General features: G+C 73.3%; 13 protein-coding genes. 6 read left to right on the top strand and 7 right to left on the bottom strand.

Translation table 11 applies throughout. The annotated features are described in order from the left end of the window. Positions 1-75: 75 nt before the first annotated feature. Positions 76-1,122, bottom strand: coding sequence for a LacI family DNA-binding transcriptional regulator (locus ACGFZQ_RS38805; protein WP_393844353.1), 1,047 nt, complete (start codon positions 1,120-1,122; stop codon positions 76-78). Between the two features lie 183 nt (positions 1,123-1,305). Between ACGFZQ_RS38805 and ACGFZQ_RS38800 the strand changes: the two genes are divergently transcribed. After that, entirely contained in the window at positions 1,306-1,968 is a 663-nt protein-coding gene (locus ACGFZQ_RS38800; RefSeq protein ID WP_393844352.1) for a TetR/AcrR family transcriptional regulator, read from the top strand. A 44-nt stretch (positions 1,969-2,012) separates the two neighbouring features. Continuing rightward, positions 2,013-3,179, top strand: a complete 1,167-nt coding sequence (locus tag ACGFZQ_RS38795; protein ID WP_393844351.1) for an FAD-dependent oxidoreductase — start codon at positions 2,013-2,015, stop codon at positions 3,177-3,179. On the opposite strand, the gene ACGFZQ_RS38790 is transcribed toward ACGFZQ_RS38795, so the two are convergent. Then, a complete protein-coding gene (locus tag ACGFZQ_RS38790) occupies positions 3,154-3,834 on the bottom strand; it encodes a TetR/AcrR family transcriptional regulator (RefSeq protein WP_393844350.1) in 681 nt (226 codons plus the stop codon). The two genes, ACGFZQ_RS38795 and ACGFZQ_RS38790, sit on opposite strands and share 26 nt — an antisense overlap. A 102-nt stretch (positions 3,835-3,936) precedes the next feature. On the opposite strand from ACGFZQ_RS38790, the gene ACGFZQ_RS38785 reads away from it, so the two are divergent. Then, a complete protein-coding gene (locus ACGFZQ_RS38785) occupies positions 3,937-4,494 on the top strand; it encodes an NAD(P)H-dependent oxidoreductase (protein WP_351742935.1) in 558 nt (185 codons plus the stop codon). 68 nt (positions 4,495-4,562) lie between these two features. Here the strand turns inward: ACGFZQ_RS38785 and ACGFZQ_RS38780 are convergent, their stop codons facing one another. After that, positions 4,563-5,444: an LLM class F420-dependent oxidoreductase gene (locus ACGFZQ_RS38780; protein ID WP_393844349.1), complete on the bottom strand. Its 882-nt coding sequence runs from the start codon at positions 5,442-5,444 to the stop codon at positions 4,563-4,565. A 350-nt stretch (positions 5,445-5,794) separates the two neighbouring features. Between ACGFZQ_RS38780 and ACGFZQ_RS38775 the strand changes: the two genes are divergently transcribed. Continuing rightward, entirely contained in the window at positions 5,795-6,769 is a 975-nt protein-coding gene (locus ACGFZQ_RS38775; RefSeq protein WP_393844348.1) for an alpha/beta hydrolase, read from the top strand. 21 nt (positions 6,770-6,790) lie between these two features. Here ACGFZQ_RS38775 and ACGFZQ_RS38770 read toward each other — a convergent pair whose 3' ends face one another. From ACGFZQ_RS38770 to ACGFZQ_RS38760, 3 genes are all read right to left on the bottom strand, one after another. Continuing rightward, positions 6,791-8,725, bottom strand: a complete 1,935-nt coding sequence (locus tag ACGFZQ_RS38770) for a right-handed parallel beta-helix repeat-containing protein (RefSeq protein WP_393844347.1) — start codon at positions 8,723-8,725, stop codon at positions 6,791-6,793. A 184-nt stretch (positions 8,726-8,909) separates the two neighbouring features. After that, the gene (locus ACGFZQ_RS38765; RefSeq protein WP_393844346.1) at positions 8,910-9,368 is read right to left on the bottom strand and encodes a (2Fe-2S)-binding protein; all 459 of its coding nucleotides are present in this window, start codon (positions 9,366-9,368) and stop codon (positions 8,910-8,912) included. A 31-nt stretch (positions 9,369-9,399) separates the two neighbouring features. Further along, positions 9,400-11,454, bottom strand: a complete 2,055-nt coding sequence (locus ACGFZQ_RS38760) for a molybdopterin cofactor-binding domain-containing protein (RefSeq protein ID WP_393844438.1) — start codon at positions 11,452-11,454, stop codon at positions 9,400-9,402. 185 nt (positions 11,455-11,639) lie between these two features. Here ACGFZQ_RS38760 and ACGFZQ_RS38755 point away from each other — a divergent pair, with 185 nt between their 5' ends. Next, a complete protein-coding gene (locus tag ACGFZQ_RS38755; RefSeq protein ID WP_393844345.1) occupies positions 11,640-12,650 on the top strand; it encodes a helix-turn-helix domain-containing protein in 1,011 nt (336 codons plus the stop codon). On the opposite strand, the gene ACGFZQ_RS38750 is transcribed toward ACGFZQ_RS38755, so the two are convergent. Continuing rightward, positions 12,644-16,663 (bottom strand): molybdopterin-dependent oxidoreductase, encoded by a 4,020-nt coding sequence (locus tag ACGFZQ_RS38750; RefSeq protein ID WP_393844437.1) that lies wholly within the window; start codon positions 16,661-16,663, stop codon positions 12,644-12,646. The genes ACGFZQ_RS38755 and ACGFZQ_RS38750 overlap by 7 nt on opposite strands. Positions 16,664-16,966: 303 nt before the next feature. On the opposite strand from ACGFZQ_RS38750, the gene ACGFZQ_RS38745 reads away from it, so the two are divergent. After that, positions 16,967-18,670: a SpoIIE family protein phosphatase gene (locus tag ACGFZQ_RS38745; RefSeq protein WP_393844344.1), complete on the top strand. Its 1,704-nt coding sequence runs from the start codon at positions 16,967-16,969 to the stop codon at positions 18,668-18,670.

The raw sequence follows: 18,670 nt of genomic DNA, 5'->3' as shown, positions 1-18,670 counted from the left end.
GCCGTTTTGTTGAGCGCGCAACATCCTAGTCGGGGGGCCCGGAAAAGCACCGTCCCGCACGACCAGGGTGGCCCATCAGCTGGACTCGCGCCGCACCACCGAGGCCCCGAGCACCTTGTGCGTCTCCGGCGCGCCGCCCGGGTCGCGCACCACGCGGTCGACCAGTTCGGCGAGGTCACGGCCGGAGGGCAGTTCGATGCGGATCGTGGAGAGCCTGGGTCGCAGCAGCCGGCCGAGCATCAGGTCGTCGGCGCCGACCACGGCGGTGTCCTCGGGAACGCGGACGCCCTCGTCCTGGAGAGCGCGCATTAACAGCATCGCGTACTCGTCGTTGTACGCGAACACCGAGTCGATCTCCGACTCCCGCCAGCGCGCCGCGAGTCGGGCGGCCGACTCCTCCGTGTAGCCGAGGGACAGCTCGGTCACCGTGGCGTCGGTGCCGTACAGGGCCCGGCGGACGCCTTCGAGGCGCGGCCGGGAGTAGGTCTCCAGGCCGGTCTCCTCGGGGACGACCACGCCGATACGGCGCCGGCCGCGGGCGTACAGATGCGTACCGGCGCAGCGGCCGACGGCGTCATGGTCCATCAGCAGGGCGTGCGCGCCGTCGACCCGCTCGGGGCCGAGGGTGACGACCGCGCGGGCCCCTGCCCGTTTGAGGACGGCGACGCCCTCGGTACCGAGTCCGGCACCCGGGACCAGCACGGCGACGGGCCTCAACTCGGCCCAGGCGCGGGCGGCTTCGTCACCGCGCAGGCCCGCGGTGCCGTACTGGACGACCGTGTAGTCGAGGCGGCTGAGGGCCCACTGGAGGTCGGTGATGAACTGGCCGTACAGCGGGCCCATCGGGATGGCCGGGGCGGGCATCAGGACCATCCGGCTGTGGCCGGCGCGCAGGCTGCGGGCGGCCGCGTGGGGCACGTACCCGAGTTCCTTCGCGGCCTCGTGGACCCGGCGGCGGGTGGGCTCGCTGATCCGTACGGCACTGGTGTTGTTGAGGACGTAGGAGACGGTCGCGCGGGAGACGCCGGCCAGACGGGCCACATCGGCGCTCGTGGGGACCGAGCGCGGAGTCGGCGACGCTGCCGAGGGCGTTTTCGGTATCTGCACCATGACGTACGGCATCTTGGCAGAAGGCCGGGGAGGGCGGACCGGCGGGGCAAGGTGGTTCACGGTTGGACGAATTGGGCCCACCGCGCCTCGCCCGCAGCACTCGCCGCGCCACTTCCTCGTGCCACGCCTCACCCATTGAACGAACATGTTCGTCACGTACTTGTTCGCAACGAACATGTTCGTTACCGTGGACGCATGCCAGCAACCCCCCGCTCCCGCCGGGAGCGTCCCGCCAAGCCCGCCCTGACCAGGGAGGGCATCGTCAGCGCCGCCGTGGACATCCTGCGCACCGAGGGGCTGCAGAAGGTCACCATGCGGCGCCTGGCCCAGGAGCTCGACACCGGCCCGGCCTCGCTGTACGTCTACGTCCGCAACACCGCCGAGCTGCACGCGGCGGTCCTGGACGAGCTGCTCGGCACCGTGGGCCCGGCCCCGGCCGAGGGCGGCTGGCGGGAGCGGCTGGAGCGGGTGCTGGTCGCCTACACCGAGATGCTCCTGGAGCACCCGAGTCTGGCCCGCTCCGCGCTGACCGCACGGCCGCACGGCCCGCACTACCTGAACCTGATCGAGACCCTGCTGGGCCTGCTCGCCGAGGGCGGGGTACCGCGCGAGCGGGCCGCCTGGGGCGTCGACCTGCTGCTCCAGCACGCCACCTCGACCGCCGCCGAGCACGCGGGCGTGGAGTCCCAGGAGGAGTGGGACACCCTCGCACGGACCCTGCGCGGGGCGTCGGACCGCACGCACCCGCACATCGCCGCCGCCTCCGGCGAGCTCCTGTCGGGCGCCCCGGAGGCCCGCGTCTCCTGGGCGTTCCAGGCACTCGTCAACGGCATCCAGCACACCGCCGTACCCGACTGACTTCCACCACCACCGCACCCGGCCGACTTCCACAGGAGACCACCATGTCCACTCCCCACCACCCCATCGCGATCATCGGCGCCGGCCTGGGCGGGCTCACGCTCGCCCGGGTGCTCCGGATGCACGGCGTCGAGGCCGCCGTGTTCGACCTCGACGCCTCCGCCACCGCCCGCACCCAGGGCGGCATGCTCGACATCCACGACGACTCCGGCCAGGTGGCGCTGCGCGCGGCCGGGCTGCACGACGGGTTCCTGACCCATGTGCACACGGGCGGCCAGGCCACGCGGGTACTGGACCGGGACGCGCGGGTCCGCCTCGAAACGCCCGACGACGCCGACGGCGGGCGGCCGGAGATCGACCGGGGCGATCTGCGCCGGCTCCTGCTCGGCTCGCTGGCCGAGGGCGTGATCCGCTGGGGCGCGAAGGTCACCGGCGCCCGTCCGCTCGGCGACGGCCGCCACCACGTGACCCTTGAGGACGGCGGCTCCTTCACGACCGATCTGCTGGTCGGCGCGGACGGCGCATGGTCACGGGTGCGCCCGCTGCTCTCGGACGCGTCGCCCGCGTACACCGGGATCTCGTTCGTGGAGGCGGACCTGCCGGACGCGGACGTACGGCATCCGGTGAGCGCCGAGGTCGTCGGCGGCGGCTCGCTGTTCGCGCTCGGCGCGGGCCGGGGCTTCCTCGCCCACCGGGAGAGCGACGGCAGCCTGCATGTGTACACGGCGGTGGAGGCGCCCGAGGAGTGGCTGGACGGGATCGACTTCACCGACGCCGACACCGCCAAACAGACCGTCCTCCAGCACTTCGACGGGTGGGACAAGAGCCTGCGGGCGCTGGTCGCGGACGCCGAGGGCGCCCTGGTGCCCCGGCGGATCCACGCCCTGCCGGTCGGCCACCGCTGGGACCGGGTGCCCGGTGTCACCCTGCTCGGTGACGCGGCCCATCTGATGTCGCCGTTCGCCGGCGAGGGCGCCAACCTGGCGTTGATCGACGGCGCCGACCTGGGCCTCGCGCTGGTCGCGCACCCCGGCGACACCGATGCCGCCCTGGCCGCCTACGAGGAGCGGATGTTCGCGCGCGCCGAGCGGTCCGCGGCGGAGTCCGCCCAGAGCGGCGCCCTGCTGTTCCGCGCCGACGCGCCGCAGGGCCTGGTCGACATGTTCACCGCCCACGGGGCGGACGTCAGCGGGGCGGCTCCGTCCGCGTGACCCGCGCCACCAGGTCGATCCAGCCCGCCTCCAGGCGCTCCATCGACATCCCGCACTGCCTGGTCAGATGATGGACCAGGGCCGGGTCGAGGTACGCCAGCAGCGTATGGGCGAGCAGTTCGCAGTCGGCCTCCGGCTCGATCCGCCGCAGCAGCATCGTGACGTGCGTGCGCAGCGCCTGCATCGGCGGGTTGGCGTGGCGCCGGGTGGGTTCGGGCTGGGCGGCCAGCTGGAGGTCGAGCTGGTCGGCCGCGCGGTACAGCACCGCGACGCCGAACGCGCGCAGCCGCTCGACCGGCGGGGCGCCGGGACCCAGCGGTGGCGGCCCGCCCAGGAAGTCGGCCTGGAGCCGGCGCGAGGAGTGGTCGAGCAGCGCCATCAGCAGTCCGGTGCGGTCGCCGAAGCGGCGGAAGACCGTGCCCTTGCCCACCTCGGCCGCCACGGCCACCGCCTCCATGGTGACGCCGGCCACGCCGTGCTCGGCGATCAGCCGGGCGGCGGCCTCCAGCAGCCGGGCGCGGTTGCGGGCCGCGTCGGCGCGCAGGCACGGCTCTTCGGGGGCGGGCCCCACATCGAGCAACTGCGGTGTGTCGAAGGGCTCCTGGGGCTGCGGGAAGGGCGGCAGGACGCTGGACATGAAGACAGCGTAAAGCATCGGGAACAGAACTGGACCGTGGTCCGTTTGAGGTGTTAGAAATTAACCGGACCCCGGTCCGGATTCGTAACAGCAGTGTTTCAGCCCCCTTGGAGTTCCCCCATGTCTGTCCGCATCCTTGCGCTCGTCGGCAGCCTTCGTGCCGGTTCGCACAACCGCCAGCTCGCCGAGGCGGCCGTCAAGCTCGCCCCCGAGGGTGCCGAGGTCGAGGTCTTCGAGGGCCTGGCCGACATCCCCTTCTACAACGAGGACATCGACGTCGAGGGCAGCGTCCCGGCCGCCGCCGCGAAGCTGCGCGAGGCCGCCCAGGCCGCCGACGCGTTCCTGTTCTTCTCCCCCGAGTACAACGGCACGATCCCGGCCGTCCTGAAGAACGCCATCGACTGGCTGTCCCGCCCCTACGGCGCCAGCGGCTTCGGCGGCAAGCCGGTCGCCGTCATCGGCACCGCCTTCGGCCAGTACGGCGGCGTGTGGGCGCAGGACGAGGCCCGCAAGGCCGTGGGCATCGCCGGCGGCAAGGTGATCGAGGACATCAAGCTGTCGATCCCCGGCTCGGTGACCCGCTTCGCCGAGACCCACCCGGCCGACGACACCGAGGTCGCCGCCCAGCTGACCGAGGTCGTCGCGCGTCTGCACGGCAACGTGGGCGTCGCCGCCTGAGGCAGTGCCTGACGAAGGGGCCGGGGCTCGGTGAGCCCCGGCCCCTTCACGTCTCGTTCGATCGCATCTCAGTCGATGGCGGCGAGGCGCTGGACGGCCGGGGCCACGAAGCTCTCCATCCACCCCGAGGTCTCCCCCAGGCGCGGGCCGACGATGACGGTGTCCACGCCGAGCTTGGCGTACCCCTCGATGTCCCGGGTGAAGGCGTCCAGGTCTCCGTCGGTGGCCGAGTCCCCGGTGTACGCGATGGTCTTGCGGATGGTGTCGTAGTCGCGCCCGACGGTGTCGCAGTGCCCGCGCAGCACCTCCAGCTTGTGCCGCAGCTCCTCGGGGGAGGCCGGGATGAGGTTGCAGGCGTCCGCGTACTGGGCGACCAGCCGCAGGGTCTTCTTCTCGCCCCCGCCGCCGATCATGATCTCCGGGTGCGGCGAGCTGACCGGCGCCGGGTTGCAGAGCGTCTCCGCGAGCCGGTAGTGCTTGCCCTCGAAGGGACCGTTGTTCTCCGGGTCCCACATCTGCAGGCAGATCCGCAGGGTCTCCTCCAGCCGCTCGAAGCGCTCCGCGAGCGGCGGGTACGGCACGCCGAGGCCGTGGTGCTCACGGTCGTACCAGGCGGCCCCGATGCCCAGCGTGGCCCGGCCGGTCGACACCACGTCGAGGGTGGTGGCGATCTTGGCGAGGAGTCCGGGGTGCCGGTAGGTCACCCCGGTCACCAGGGCGCCGAGCTGGACGGTGGAGGTGCGGCCGGCGAGGTAGCCGAGGGTGGTGTAGGCCTCCAGCATGGGGTCCTCGGCGCCGCCGTTGAACTCCATCTGGAAGTAGTGGTCCATCACCGAGACCCAGCTGACGCCCGCCGCCTCGGCCGCGGCACCGGCGGCGGCGAGTTCGGCGCCCAGTGCGGGGCCGCCGCCAGGATGGTTGAACCGGTTGATGTGCACGCCCACGCGCATGGCCGTTCTCCGTTCCGCCCGGATCGTCTTCTGTCCGTTCGTCTTCTGTCCGTACGACGCTAGAACTTCGAGCGCTCTCGAAGTCAAGGTTCGGACGCGGCCGGACGGCCGTGTCCTCGATGCGTGCGGGCTGGTGACGGTGGCAAGCAGGCAGAGGCCGACGACGGTCAGCAGCCGGACGGCGACACAGATGGACAAATGTGCATGAGATGGTAGGACAGTCGGATCGATACGGTGGACCACCCGCCGGATGGCGGGGAGCTTCCGCCGTCCGGCGGCCCCGGTGGCCGGCGGGGCGCGTGGACCATGGCCGTACGAGCCGCAGTTCACCACCGCCGCGAGGAGCCGCCATGACCTCCGCACCGCCCCCGTTCGACCCCGAACTCGCCGCCGCCCTGGAGCTGATCGGGGAGATGGTCTCCCCGGGGTTCACGCTGGACGACATACCCGCGGTCAGGCAGAACGAGGGGATTCAGCTGCTCGCCGGGATCGACCTCACCCTGGACGGGGCGTTCGAGGTGGCGGACCGCACGGTGCCCGGCCCGGCGGACGCCCCCGAGATCTCCCTGCTGATCTGCCGGCCCACCGCGCCCACCGGCCCCACCCCGCTGCCGGTGATCTACCACGTGCACGGCGGCGGCATGGTGATCGGCGACAACCGGGTGGGCGTGGACCTCCCGCTGGCCTGGGCGCGGGAGCTGGGCGCGGTGGTGGTGTCGGTGGAGTACCGGCTGGCGCCCGAGCATCCGCATCCGGCGCCGGTCGAGGACGTGTACGCCGGGCTGCTGTGGACGGCGGAGCACGCGAAGGAGTTCGGCGGCGACGCCGAGCGGATCGTGATCGCCGGGGCGAGTGCGGGCGGCGGCCTCACCGCGGCCCTGGCCCTCCTCCTGAGGGACCGTCAGGGCCCCTCGGTCATCGGCCAGATGCTGATGTGCCCGATGCTCGACGACCGCAACGACACCCCGTCCAGCCACCAGATGAAGGGCCTCGGCGTCTGGGACCGCACGGCCAACGAGACCGGCTGGACCGCCCTCCTCGGCGAGGCCCGCGGCGGCCCCGACGTCTCCCCCTACGCGGCGCCCGCCCGCGCCACCGACCTCACGAACCTCCCCCCTGCCTTCCTCGACGTCGGCTCCGCCGAGACCTTCCGCGACGAGACGGTCGCCTACGCCTCCCGCATCTGGCAGTCGGGCGGCATCGCCGAACTCCACGTCTGGCCCGGCGGCTTCCACGGCTTCGACGGCTTCGCCCCCCAGGCCGCCCTGTCCCAGTCGGCGAGGACGGCCCACCTGGACTGGCTTCGACGACTGCTGGCGGACTGAGAATCGGCGAGGGGCGGACAGTCAGCGCAGCCCCAGTGTCCGGCGGTACGGCGGCCTTGGGCCTGCGGTGGCTGTGATGGTGGTGCAGGTGGGGAGGGATGCGCAGGTGTGGGTCGGGGTGAGGAGTGTGTTGTGGGTGAAGTGGAGGTGCTGGGGGTCGCCGCAGTCGGGGGCGGGGGGCCAGGCGCCGGGGTAGGGGCGGCGCGGGAGCCAGGTGGGGACCTTGTCGTCCCAGTAGTTGTCCAGGTAGCGGATGTTGCGGACCGGGCGGTTGCCCCAGTTCTCGCTGCAGCCGCCGATCGAGGCCACGTAGTCGTGGACGACGTTGTCGCGGACGGTGATGCGGTTGCTGGAGTCGTCGGTGTAGATGCCGACGTTCCAGACGCCGTGGGCGCTGTCGGTGACGGCGTTGCGGGCCACCAGGGCGCCGGCCGCGTAGGAGGGGCCCTGTTCGCCGCGCAGGTAGATGCCGCCGCCGTCGGCAAGCAGGCGGTTGGTGGCGAAGACCCGGTTGCCGAGGATGCGGTTGCGGCGGGTCAGGCCGCGCAGGTCCTCGCTGGGGCCGGAGAGGATGCCGGTGTACGGGACGTGGTCGACCTGGTTGTGGGCGATGAGGGTGTCCTGGGTGGCGCTGTTCCAGATGCCGGAGGCCGCGCGGTACTCGGCGCCGACGTGGTGGATCCAGTTGTCCGTGACACGGTTGCCCGTGTTCGTGCCCCGGGTGGCCGGGGGCAGGACGCCCAGGGCGATGCCGCCGTCGGAGATGTCCGTGAAGACATTGCCGCTGACCGTGTTGTGCGAGCTGTCGGCGGCGAAGTCGACGCCCTGGGCGCCCAGATGGGTGAAGCGGTTGCCGGTGAGGGTGATGTGCTCGGCATGCCGGAAGGTGACGTTGCCGGGCACGGTGAGGGCGGTGATGTCGCCACCCTTGCCGGGGCGCATGTACATGCTCCAGGCGGCGGCGAAACCGGCCGGCTCGTTCGGCGCCAGCCAGGTGGCGTGGGCGAAGGTCAGGCCGCGGAGGGTGACGTCGTGGAGCGGCCTGGAGGCGGCGGTTCCGGCCCCGCTGAGCAGGGTCTGGAGGGTGGGGGCCGTGACCTCGGATCGGGTCATGTCCTCGCCCGGGCGGGGGCGGTAGAGGAGGGTGTGGTGGGCGGGGCGGGAGCGGTCCAGGTACCAGCTTCCGCTCCTGCCGAGGAAGTTCGGGGCGTTCTCCACGTCATGGGTCTGCGTCAGCGCGTCCGCTCCGTACAGGGCCCGGGCCATCCTCCAGCAGGGCTGGTCCATGGTGATCGCGGTGCGGCCGGCGGCGTTCCTGGAGATCGCGGCCACACCGCACCGGCCCTCCACGTAGTCGTAGCGGTAGACGACTTCGAGGTCCGCCGGGTGGCGCCAGGTGAGCGGGGTCCTGCTGGTGGTGGTGTAGCCGGTGGCCGTCAGTTCCAGTGTTCCGGGCAGGGGTGCACCCCGGGCCGCGCGTGCGGCCCGGCGGCCGTCGACGTAGAGCTGACGGGTCTCCAGGGATCCGACGTCGGCCCGCCAGACGCCGGGCTGCCCGGGGGCCGGGCGCCAGCCGGTGACCGGGCGGCCGCCGCTGAGGGTGACCGGCTCCTGGTGCGCGGTGCCGTACCCGTACGCCTGGTAGACGACCCGGTGGCCGTGCCGGCCCGAGTCGGCCGGGGTCAGGCGCAGGGGGGCGGTCAGGCGGTAGGTGCCGCCGCGCAGGTTGACCGTGGTGTCCGAGGTCATGCGCGGGGCCATGGCCCGTACCGCCTGCTGGGCGCGGGCCGGTGTGGCGAAGGGGTGGTCGAGGGTGCCGGGCCCCTGGTCGTCGCCCCAAGGAGCCACGTAGAGCTGGGCGGTGGGTGGGTGGTGCGGGGCCGGTGTGCCGGCCGTCGATGCCAGTACGGCCGCCACGGCCAGGGCGGCGACCGCACTCCCCCGTGCTGTCCTCACGTGATGCCTCCCGCTCGTCGGATGGGTCCATCGTGGAGCGGGCGTGGTCGCCGGGGCGTCGGCCGATCGTCTATGCGCAGGTCTCTTTGGTCGCTGCTCGGGCGACCGGAGGAGGAGTCGTCAGCGGTACGGCCGCCGATGACCCGTCACCCCGGCGCGGGAATCGCCCTCGGCCGGCGCGCTCTCAACCCCCGTTCGCCGACGCCTTCTTGATCGCCTCCCTGATCCTGGAGTAGGTGCCGCAGCGGCAGACGTTCTCGATGCCGTCGATGTCGGCGTCCGTCGGGTGCGGGGTGCGTTTCAGGAGGGCGGCGGCCGCCATGATCTGGCCGGGCTGGCAGAAGCCGCACTGGGCCACGTCGCAGTCCAGCCACGCCTGTTGGACAGGGTGCAGGGTGTCGCCGTCGGCGAGGCCCTCGATGGTGGTGACCTCGCGGTCCGCGCAGTCGGCGACCGGGACCATGCACGGCTGGATCTCCGCGCCGTCGAGGTGGCTGGTGCAGGCGCGGCAGACGCCCACCCCGCAGCCGTACTTGGGGCCGGTGACGCCGAGCAGGTCGCGCAGTACCCAGAGCAGGGGCATGTCGGCGGGTGCCTCGACGGTGACCGGTTCGCCGTTGAGGACGAAGGAGTACGAACGCATCGGTGCCTTCTGCGAGTTGGGAGGTGGCGGGTCAGAAGTCGAGGGGGAAGCTGCGGGGTTTCGTGCCGGTGGCGCGGGCGTAGGCGTTGGCGACCGCGCCCGCCGCCGCGGGGACGCCGAGTTCACCGGCGCCGCCCGGTTCCCCGCCCGAGGGCAGGATGTGCGCCTCGAACGCGAGGGGGGCGTGCCGCTGGCGGGCGTAGTGGAAGTCGGCGAAGCTGCCCTCGCGCACCGCGCCCCGGTCGATGTGCAGCCCGGCCCGCAGCACCGTGGAGATGCCGTCGACGACGGTGCCCATGAGCTGTGCTTCCAGGCCGCGCGGGTTGACGGCCGTACCGACGTCGGCGGCCATCACCACCTTGGTGACCCGGGGGTTCTTCGGGTCGGTGGCGTCGATCTCGGCCAGGCAGGCGACGGCGGATCCGTACTCCTCGTGGACGGCGACACCTTGGGCGGTGCCCGCGGGCATCGCGCGGCCCCAGTGGCCGGCGGCAGCCGCCTTGGCGAGTACGGCCTTCACCGCCTTGCTCCGCAGGGTGGTACGGCGGAAGGCGACCGGGTCCCGGCCCAGCGCGCGGGCGATGTCGTCGACGACGATCTCCTCGGCCGTGCGCATCGTCCCGGAGTCCACCGAGCGCCAGGCGCCCAGCGGCATCGGCAGCTCGATGCCGCCCGAATCGCCGCCCACGCGGCCGAAGTTGTACAGCCCGCTGTCACTGGGCAGCGGTCGCACCCCGGCGGCCTGTGCGGTCAGGCCGGTCTCGTCGGAGGACTCCCCCACCGAGGCCATCAGGTGCTGGAAGGCCACCACCCGGCCGCCGGCGACACTGGCCCGGATCCGGTGGTGGCTCGCGGGGCGCATCCTGCCGTGCCGGGTGTCGTCGTTGCGGCTCCACATCAGCTTCACGGGCCTGCGGGCCGCCTTGGAGATGAGCGCCGCCTCGATGGCCGCGTCGAAGTTGAGCCGACGGCCGAACGAGCCGCCGCCGCGCACCACATGGACCCGTACGGCAGTCGTCGCCAGCCCCAGCAGGTCCGCGACGGTCTCGCGGGCGTCCGTCGGGGTCTGGGAGGAGAACCACAGCTCGGCCCGGTCGGCGCGGACGTCGGCGACCGCGGTGAGCACCTCCATCGGGGCGTGGCTGACGAAGGCGAACGCGAACTCGCCCTCGATCTGCGTCGATCCGCGCGGCGGAGTGCCGGGCCGGGGCACCGCGGCCCGCAGCCGGGCACGGATCTCCTTGTCCGACAGGGGCGTGAGCGGGCCGGGGGCCCAGGTGATCCGCAGCGCGTCCCGGCCCTGGAAGGCGTGGTGGAAGGTGTCCGCCACCACGGCGACACCGCCGGGGATCCGCACCACCGCGTGGACGCCGGGCAGGGCGCGGGCCGCCGTGTCGTCCAGGGTGAGCAGCTTGCCGCGCAGGGTCGGCGGCCGGGCCACCACGGTCGGTTTCGCCCCGGCGACCGCCAGGTCCCCCGCGTACTTGGCGCCACCGGTGACGATGTCCCGGGCGTCGATCCTGGTCGTCGGTTTCCCGATCACCCGGTGCCGGGAGGCCGGCTTGGGTTTGCTGGACACCTCCGGGACGTGGATCCGGGCGGCGCTCGCGGTGAGGGAGCCGAAGGTGGCCGTCCGGCCGTCGGGGGCGACGACCCGGGTGTTCCAGGTGCGCAGGGTGTGCGCGGGGAGCCGCCAGCGGCGGGCGGCCGCGGTCACCAGCCGGGCGCGCGCGGTGGCGGCCAGCCGCCGGGCCGGGCCGTACAGCGAGCTGACCGAGCTGGAGCCGCCGGTGTACTGGTTGCCCCTGCTCCGGGCGTCGGCGAGCGGGATCCGCACGTCGGCGAGGCGGGCGTCCAGCTCCTCGGCGATCATCATGGCGACGGCGGTGGTGATGCCCTGGCCGACCTCGACCCGGGGCAGCCGTACGACGACCTGGTTGGCGGCGGTGACCTCCAGGACGAGCATCTCCTCGTCGGTGCCGGTCACCACGACGTCGGAGGCCGGGGTGGCGCCGTCGGCCCGTGGGGTGTCGCAGCCGAGCGGGGCGGCGACCGTGAGGGTTCCCGCGGCCACCGTGTAGACCATGAATCTTCGGCGGGAGGGGCCGGCGGCGGCCCGCACGGGCTCGTTGCGGTCCAAGCGGGGGCTCCTGTCGGTCGGTGTCTGTGTCGACGCTGTGTCTCGACAGCTAGGAGGGGCGGGCGTCCGCAACGGTTGCCTGTCGCGCCCGGTTCTCCTCGCCGTACCGCCGGATGGCGCATCATGGCGGTATGAAGGAGCTGGCGGGGCGGCTGGCCGCGGTGGACCCGGATGCCGGGGCCGCCGTCTCGGTGATCGCCTACTTCGACCGGCTGGCCGAGACCCGGGCCGGTCTGGAGGCGCTGGTGCGCGGGGCCGCCGTGCTCGCCGGCTGTCCGGCGCGGCTGGTCGACGAGGAGCGCCGGGTCCGGGTGCGGGTGGAGCCGGACGGACGGCGGAAGGACAGCGGTGGCGCGCCCGATCCCGGCTGGCCGTGCGAGCCGCTGGTACCGGGCGGACCGCCGGCGCTCTGGCTGGAGCGGGCCGGCTCCGAGGGGCCGAGCGTCGTCGACGCGGTGATCCTGGAGCGGGCCTCGGCGGCCGTACGGTCCGTGCTCGACCGCACCCGGGGCCGGGCACCGGCGTCACCGGTGGACGATCCGGCGCTGGTCGAGACGGTCCTGGACGCCGACGCCCCGCTGTCGGCCCGGCTGCACGCGGCTCGGCGGCTCGGTCTGGACACCGGCGGGCCGTCCGTGCGGGTCCGTGCGGTGGCGGTGGCCGACGGGCCGCCGCGGATCGTGGCGGACGGGCAATCGGTCCCGTCGGCGGGACGAGCGGGTGTGGGCCCGGCGGTGGCCGTGGCGGATCTCCCCCGTTCCTGGGCGGCGGCCCGCACCGCGCTGCGGTTCGCCTCCGACGGCCGTACACAGGAGCCGGGGCCGGCCGTCGTGCACGCCGACGAACTGGGCGGGGTCGCGCTGCTCGCCGGTCTCGTCGTACCCGGCGCCGAACCCGCGCCGGACGTCCGGGCCGTGGAGGCCGCGGCCACGGACGCGCCCTGGATGCTGCGCACGCTGCACGCCATCGCGTCGACGGCGAGCCTGCGGGCGGCGGCCGCCGAGGTGAGCGTCCATCACTCCACCCTCCAGGACCGGTTGACGCACGCGGAGCATCTGCTGGGCTGGTCGGTGCGCACCCCGCAGGGCCGGTTCCGGCTGCAACTGGCGCTCACCATGCGGCAGCTGATGAGGAATCAGTAGACGTCCCGGACGTAACGCCGCTCCGCGGCCAGCTGTTTGACGTACGCGGCCGCCTCGTCCTCGGTCAGTCCGCCGTGCACGGTGGCGATGTCCTTCAGGGCGCGGTCGACGTCCCTGGCCATCCGGGAGGCGTCGCCGCAGACGTAGAAGTGGGCGCCGTCCCGGAGCCAGGACCACAGCAGCGGGCCGTGTTCGCGCATCCGGTCCTGGACGTAGACCTTGGCCCGCTGGTCGCGGGAGAAGGCGGTGTCGAGGCGGCTCAGGGTGCCCTCGGCGAGCAGGGCGGTGAGCTCCTGCTCGTAGTAGAAGTCGGTGGCCCGGTGCTGTTCGCCGAAGAACAGCCAGTTCGGGGCGCGGTGGCCACGGGCGCGGCGCTCCTGGAGGAAGCCGACGAACGGCGCCACACCTGTCCCGGGGCCGACCATCACCATGGGCGTCGCCGGGTCGGCGGGCGGCCGGAAGTGCGGGGAGCGCTGGACGTGCACCGGGACCGGGGTGCCGGGCTCGGCGTCGGCGAGGAACGGGGAGCAGACGCCCTGCCGGGGCCTGCCGTGCAGGTTCTCGTAGCGGACGACGGAGACGGTGGTCGAGACCAGGTGGGGGTCGGTGAGCGGGCTGGACGAGATGGAGTACAGGCGCGGTTGCAGCCTGCCGAGGACACCCGCCCACTCCCCGGCATCGGCGCGGATCCCGAACTCGGCGGCGACGTCGACGGCCTGCCGCCCCCAGGACCACTTGGCCAGCTCGTCCTTGTTGTCGGGGCGCAGCAGTTTGCGCAGCTCGCGCGCGTCCCGGGTGCGTTCGGTGGCGAAGCGGAGCAGGTCCGGGGTGATCCGGGTGATGTCGAGGTGCCGCGACAGGGCCTCGGCGAGCGGGACTTCACCGACTCCGTCGACACTCACGCCGGTCCCGCCGTCGAGACCGGTGACGGTCAGCCACTCCGCCACCAGATCGGGGGAGTTGAGGGGGCGGACGGCGAGCGCGTCGCCCGCCTCGTAGACCAGCGGGGTCTCGCTGTCGCGGGTGTCGAAGGTGAAGCGGCGCACCTCCTTGCCGGCGCCGGGCAGGCTGAGCAGCCGGTTGCCGACGAGCCGGGCGGTGGTGGGGGCGGGCCGCCGGGACCTGGCGGGGGCCGGGGCGGAGGCGGGGGCCGGGGCGGAGGCGGGGGCCGCCGCGACAGCCCCGTCCTTGAGGGCGGCCAGCACCTGGTCCAGCCAGGACTCCGCCTGTGTCTCGTAGTCCGGTTCGCAGTCGGTGCGCGGGGCGAGCCGGACCGCGCCGAGTTCGTCCATACGACGGTCCAGGCGCCGTCCGTGCCCGCAGAAGTCGTCGTAGGAGGAGTCGCCGAAGGCCAGCACGGCGTACCGGCGCCCGGCCAGGCGCCCGGCGTCCAGGGCCGCGAGGCCGTCCCAGAAGCCGGCGCCGTTGTCGGGGGCGTCGCCGTCGCCGAAGGTGCTGGTGATCAGCAGCAGGTCGGCGCCCGTGGGCAGGGCGGCCGGATCGGCCTCGTCCATGGCGACCAGGGAGGCCGGGTGGCCGCCCGCGGTGAGGCGCTCGGCGGTGGTGGCGGCGAAGTCCTCGGCGTTGCCGGTCTGCGAGGCCCAGAGGATCACCACCTGCCGGGTGGCCGGCGCCGCCCGCGTGGCCTCCGGCAGCGGTGAACGGGAGTACATGCCGGCGAGGGTGCCGTTGACCCACCGGGCGTGTTCGGGGCTGAAGGGGGCGTCCGGGGGCAGCACGGGGACGCCGGGTGCGCCGGCCGGGATGCCGGCGAGGAAACCGACCAGGTACTGCCGTTCGGGTTCGGCGAGGACCGGCGGCGGGGCGGGGTCGAGTCCGAAGACGGCGGCGGCAGCGGCGGAGGCGGGGGCGAGGGCGGCTGTGGGCAGCGCGGCCGGGGTCTCCTCGATGCCCGGCACCTGCACGCTCACCGGCGTGGACACCTTGGTCAACGACACGGCGCACACCTTCAGCTCGGGCTGGAAGGACAGCGGATCGACCGCGTCGCTGGTCACCGCGTTGACGCTGAGGTACTCGCCGAACAGGTCGTTCCAGTGAAAGGGTGCGAAGCAGGAGCCGGGCAGCACCCGGTCGGTGACGACGGCCGGCAGCACGGCCCGGCCGCGCCGGGAGGCGACCTCGACGGAGTCGCCGTCGGTGACGCCGAGCGCGGCCGCGTCCTCGGGGTGGACCTCGACGAACGGGCCGGGGTTGAGCTTGTTGAGCTTGGCGACCTTCGCGGTCTTGGTGAGGGTGTGCCACTGGTGCTGGAGACGGCCGGTGTTCAGGACGAACGGGTAGTCGTCGTCGGGCATCTCGGCGGGGTCCAGGTGCGGGCGGGCGTGGAACACGGCGCGGCCGGAGGCGGTGGCGAAGGTGAGGGTGCCGTCGGGGTTGACGTACCGGATCGGGTTGCGGTCGGGGCCGTCGGCGGTGGCCGCGGGCCACTGCACCGGAGTGGCCCGCAGCCGGTCGTAGCTGACCCCGCGCAGGTCGTAGCCGGTCCCCGGGTTGTGGAAGCGCTTGATCTCCTCGAAGATCTGCTCCGCGCTGTCGTAGGAGAAGCCGTCCTCGAAGCCCATCGCGCGGGCGACGGCGGCGATCAGCCGCCAGTCGGCGGTGGCCTCGCCGGGCGGGTCGGCGGCGGGGCGGGCGAGGGTGAGGTTGCGCTCGCTGTTGATGAGGACGCCCTCGGACTCGGTCCACAGGGCGGCGGGCAGCACGATGTCGGCGTAGGCGTTGGTCTCGGTGTCGGTGAAGACGTCCTGGGTGACGACGAACTCGGCGGCCTCCAGGCCCTCGATGACGGTCCGCCGGTTGCCGACGGAGGCGACCGGGTTGGTGCAGATGATCCAGCAGGCCTTGATCTCGCCGTCGGCCATCTTCCGGAACATCTCCACGGTGCCCTTGCCGACGCCGTCGGCGCGGATCGTGCCGGGCGCCAGCCCCCACACCTCCTCGACGACGGCCCGGTCGGCGTCGACCAGGACCGACCGCTGGCCGGGCAGGCCCGGTCCCATGTAGCCCATCTCCCGCCCGCCCATGGCGTTGGGCTGGCCGGTGAGGGAGAAGGGGCCGCTGCCGGGACGGCAGATTTTGCCGGTGGCGAGGTGCAGGTTGACCAGGGCGTTGGTGTTCCAGGTGCCGTGGGTGGACTGGTTGAGGCCCATGGTCCAGCAGCTGGTCCACTCCTCGGCCTCGCCGATCAGCCGGGCGGCCGCGCGCAGGTCGGCCTCGGGGATGCCGGTGATCGCGGCGACGGCGGCGGGCGGGTAGTCGGCGAGGAACTCCGGCATCGTCTCCCAGCCCTCGGTGTACGCGGCGACGAACTCGGGATCGGTGTGCCCGTTCTCGTACAGGAGGTGGAGCAGGCCGTTGAGGAGGGCCAGGTCGGTGCCGGGTTCGACCTGGAGGAACAGGTCGGCCTTCGCGGCGGTGGCGGTGCGGCGCGGGTCGACGACGATCAGTTTCGCGCCCGCCTTCACCCGGTCCATCAGGCGCAGGAAGAGGATGGGGTGGCAGTCGGCCATGTTGGCGCCGATGACCAGGAAGACGTCGGCATTGTCGAGGTCCTCGTACGAGCCGGGCGGGCCGTCGGCGCCGAGGGAGAGCTTGTAGCCGGTGCCGGCGCTGGCCATGCACAGCCGGGAGTTCGACTCGATGTTGTTGGTGCGCAGATAGCCCTTGGTGAGCTTGTTCGCCAGATACTGGGCCTCCAGGCTCATCTGGCCGGAGACGTAGAGGGCGACCGCGTCGGGGCCGTGCTCGTCGACGATCGCGCGCAGCCGTCGCGCGGTCTCGGCGACGGCCGTGTCCACGGCTGTGGGGACGGCCTCCTCGCCCCGCTCGGGCCGCAGCAGGGCGGTGGTCAGCCGGCCGGGCGCGGCGAGCATGTCGGCGGTGGTGGCGCCCTTGGTGCACAGCCGGCCGAAGTTCGCCGGATGCTGCTTGTCACCGGAGGCCTTGAGGACGGTACGGCGGCCGTCCGGGCCGCTGCCGACGTCCAGGACCATGCCACAGCCGACCCCGCAGTACGAGCAGACCGTCCGCACCCTGCCGGTGTCGGTGCTGCGCGAGTCCGGCGCGGCCACGGGCACCCCCTGTTCCTGCTGGTCAGCCTCTGTCATCCGGCCCCGACCGTATGCGTGGCTGATTACACCGGCGTCACCGCTCCTGATCAACGGGGGTTAAGCCCACCGCACAGGCCGGCGCCCGGCGATGTGAGCGGGCGCGTACGGGCTGCCCCGGGATGCGCGCTACCGGGACCTGGTGGAGGATGAGGGCGGCCGTGGGCGGGGGCAGGCGAGGAGGACCGGGTGGACAGGGACACCTCCTCGCGACGACCGGCCTCCTCGGGCGCACCGCCCGTGGACTTCGGCTACATCGACCTGCTGCGCGGCATCGTCGAGGACTCGGCCGTCGGTTTCGCGGTCCTCGACACCGATCTGCGCTATCTGTACGTCAACCCGCACATGGCCCGGATGACCGGCCTGCCCGCCGCCGCGTACCTCGGGCACACCCTGCACGAGGTGCTGCCGCACATCCAGCGGTCGGAGCAGCTGCTGCGGGACATCCTGCACGACGGACGGCCCCGGGAGACCATCGTCACCGGGCGGACCTGGGTGGACTCGCCGTACCAGGTGCGGGAGTGGCGGTGTGTGTACCACCGGCTGGTGGACAGCACGGGCAAGGTGGTGGGCGTCGCCGGGGTGGGCCTGGAGATCAGTGAGCCGCAGCAGTACGTGTACGAGCTGGAGCGCGCCCATCGGCGGCTCGCGCTGCTGGACGCGGCCGCGTCCCGGATCGGCACCGGCACCGATGTCGCCGGGACCTGCCGGGAGCTGGCGGAGTTCGTCGTACCGGAGCTGGCGGACGCGGCCGGCGTGGAGCTGGTGCCGCCGGACACCGCCTCGGGGCGGCGGGTGCCCACCCGGCTGGCCGCGTACGCGACCCGGCCGGGTCTGGTCACCGGTCTCGCGGCGCTGGACGCGCGCGGTGAGCTGGTCGGCTGGCCGCGCGGCGCCGGGACCCGGCGGAACCTGGCGGCGGGCCGGGTCCTGCGGCGCAACGCGATCACCTCCGCGCAGTGGCGGGCGCTGGTCCCCAGCTGGCCGCCGGCCCGCGCGTGTCTGACCGCCGGTGTCCACTCGGTGCTCCTGGCCCCGCTGGTCTCGGACGGCCGGTACCTGGGCAGCCTGCAGCTGGCCCGGGCCGGGGACTCCACGCCGTTCTCGAACGAGGACGCCACGGTGGCCCGCGAACTCGCCGCCCGCGCCGCGCGCGCCCTGGACCGGGCGGTCCGCTTCCAGCGTGAGCACACCATGGCCCTGGAGTTGCAGCGGGCGCTGCTGGCCGAGCCGGGCCAGTTGCAGCAGCACGCCGGTGTGGAGACCACCGCGCGCTACCGGCCCGCCGACGACGGTTCACTGATCGGCGGCGACTGGTACGACGTCCTGGCCCTGCCCGACGGCCGTACGATGCTGGTCATCGGGGATGTGATGGGCCACGGCGTGGACGCGGCGGTGGCCATGAGCCACTACCGTTCGACGCTCCGGGCCCTGGCCCGCGCGGGGCTCTCCCCGCGCCGGATCCTGGAGCACGCGGACCGGATGGTCACGGACTCCGGTTTCGAGCGGGTGGCCACCTGCTTCCTCGCACTCGGTGACGCGGACGTCGCCACGCTCACCTATGCCAGCGCCGGGCATCTGCCGCCGGTCTGGCTGTCCCCCGAGGGCGGGATGGAGCTGGTGCCGGTGCCGGTCGGCCCGCCGCTGGGCAGCGGGCTCGGCCGGTACGAGCAGCGCGTCACCCCGGAACGCGGCGGTGTGCTGCTGCTGTACACCGACGGGCTGGTGGAGCGGCGCGGTGAGGACATCGACCGGGGCCTGGCCCGTCTGACGGGTCTGTCCCTGTCCCCCACCGATCCGCTGGACAAGATCGTCGACACCGTCCTCGACCGCCTCGCCATCGGCTCCGAGGACGACATCGCGCTGCTCGCGGCCCGTGCCGTACGGCGTTGA

The sequence above is a fragment of the Streptomyces sp. NPDC048254 genome (assembly GCF_043201895.1).
Taxonomy (GTDB): Bacteria; Actinomycetota; Actinomycetes; order Streptomycetales; family Streptomycetaceae; genus Streptomyces.
This window is presented reverse-complemented; position numbering and strand designations above follow the sequence as displayed.